Here is a 1,859-nt window from a genome sequence, read left to right as displayed (position 1 = left end):
CTATAAGGTGGGGTATACCAGTACCCGCCACGAAGACCGCAGCACGGGCATGACCCGTTATTACAGTCAGCATCCCAGCTTGCATCTTAAAGGCAACTGGCTGGAAGAAGCGGGCTTTTCCACCGGGCAGCCGGTGCAGGTCAGTGTTGAGCACGGACAGTTGATTATCCGGCTCGTCGAGAACGGCTAACCGCTAAAGGGGAGATCCCAGCGCTTGGGCTGGGATCTGGGGTTAGCAAAAATCTTGTTCTATTCTGCCTTCCGATTTCAATGTTTCTAAAAAACATTGATAAGCAACTGGATCTGCTTCTAACAGGTCATCTAATATATTTTTTTCAATGAGTGGCTTGTAAAATATGCCATTTTCAAAGAAAACAAAATCACCAGATAACGATGACTCTATAATTTCTACTTCCTCTGCGTTATAACTAAGCAGCCCGTCATAACCTTTAGCAAAACCGTAAAAGTATGTTTTTTCTCCGAACCAATATATGGCAAAAACTTCAATAATTTTTTCTGATTTGAACTTTTTTATTTTCATCATTTTTTATCCGTGATTGAAGGCTTAGGTTGGATTTCAGGCCGTTTAGGAGTTGTAATCTTCATATCATAAGCCTTACCAGTAGTTGAGTTATATTGATAATGGATGGTGATATTTGAACCGTCTGGTAACTCATGTGTAACTTGCATTTTCTGGAATCCTGCATCAGTAGGGAAACGAGGATCTTTATTCATTCCTCTAAGTGGATCACCTGAAGATGGGTTAGCTTTAACTTGGTTCCATAAAATCTGCTCATTCAGATCCCTTGGCGCTGCAACTTGTTGCCCCGGTTTCGCGGTAGATATCTTTTCAGCATTTTTGATAAGCTGTTGATGATAAATAGTATTAGCCGATTTATCACCCAGATTCGTTGTGCCTTGACTGTTTTTCCCAATCTTTTCCAGCGCCGCTTTCTCTGTATTAACAACCGCGCCTGTGCTTCCTTTTGTTGTTGGCGATGATTTCGGCCCTTTGCTGCCCTCAACAATAACAGGCAACGTCATCGCCATCGCCGCGGCAGTCTCCTGACTCATGCCCATTGCTTCAAAGCGTTTTGTCCAGCCGAGTTCGCCTACCTTGCCTGTAGCCGCCTGACCTAACGTATTCACCGCCGACAGGTAATTTCTGAACTCAACTGGCAATGTGCCATCCCGGTCCATATTTTTGAGGGTCCGCTCAAACACCGGCCACTGATCAACCAGATAACCATACTTCTGTGCGCACTGGTTCGGGTTGCTGTTGCAGAAATCCATCATGTCCTGCTGATTGCGGATATTAGTCTCTACCATATCCTTGATCACTTGTTTGCAGCTTTCGCCTTCACAGGTGCGGGCTTGGTGCGCAAAACTGTCCAGCTCATTCACGCTCAGATAGTTATTCTCAATAACAACCCATTCCATTGCGAAGTTGATTACCGAACACCTATTTTCCCTGCACACTCAGTCGGTTACAACCCGTTTTTTCCAATGTGCGTTCACCGCCGAACCCAAAACCCCCTGACGCGCTTTTCGCCCCTGAACGCCGGTTTTTCCCGCCGCGCTTTGGTCAGGGTAGCGCCTTTTTTGGCAACGGGCGAACGTCGCCCAACTCACTTGGGCGGCGGGCGCCCGTTCTGCAGGCGCGGGCGGCATAATTTATGATGTCTACACGGTGATGAGGGGAGTACGCGGTTTTTGCCGATGACCGGCTCAGGCGCTGACAGCAGAAGGCGTCAGCCTTGTGCGCCACACCCGCCAATGCCGACCCGCGGGGGCGCAAGACATAATGCCAATTATACGCATTAAGCCGCTCATCAATGCTCAGGCGGTTGCCCTGGCTC

At 47.9% G+C, this 1,859-nt stretch carries 4 protein-coding genes; 1 reads left to right on the top strand and 3 read right to left on the bottom strand.

Going from position 1 to position 1,859, the window contains the following annotated elements:
• Positions 1 to 190: SymE family type I addiction module toxin (locus tag LGZ98_RS23590; RefSeq protein ID WP_262978712.1), on the top strand; the 190-nt coding region annotated here is incomplete at its 5' end.
• Between the two features lie 42 nt (positions 191 to 232).
• On the opposite strand, the gene LGZ98_RS23585 is transcribed toward LGZ98_RS23590, so the two are convergent.
• From LGZ98_RS23585 to LGZ98_RS23575, 3 genes are read right to left on the bottom strand one after another with little or no spacing between them, the layout of a single operon-like run.
• On the bottom strand, positions 233 to 544 hold the full coding sequence (locus tag LGZ98_RS23585; RefSeq protein ID WP_011147757.1) for a hypothetical protein: 312 nt from the start codon (positions 542 to 544) through the stop codon (positions 233 to 235).
• Positions 541 to 1,440, bottom strand: coding sequence for a hypothetical protein (locus LGZ98_RS23580; protein WP_262978711.1), 900 nt, complete (start codon positions 1,438 to 1,440; stop codon positions 541 to 543). Before LGZ98_RS23580 ends, LGZ98_RS23585 begins: the two co-directional genes overlap by 4 nt.
• Before the next feature lie 39 nt (positions 1,441 to 1,479).
• Positions 1,480 to 1,632 carry a hypothetical protein gene (locus LGZ98_RS23575; protein ID WP_262978710.1) on the bottom strand — a complete coding sequence of 51 codons (153 nt, stop codon included), beginning with the start codon at positions 1,630 to 1,632 and terminating at the stop codon, positions 1,480 to 1,482.
• Positions 1,633 to 1,859 lie beyond the last annotated feature (227 nt).

It is taken from the genome of Photorhabdus kayaii (genome assembly GCF_025384895.1).
In the GTDB taxonomy this organism is placed as follows: Bacteria; Pseudomonadota; Gammaproteobacteria; order Enterobacterales; family Enterobacteriaceae; genus Photorhabdus; species Photorhabdus kayaii.
Note: the sequence above shows the minus strand (reverse complement) of the source record. Positions and strands in the feature narration are given on the sequence as shown.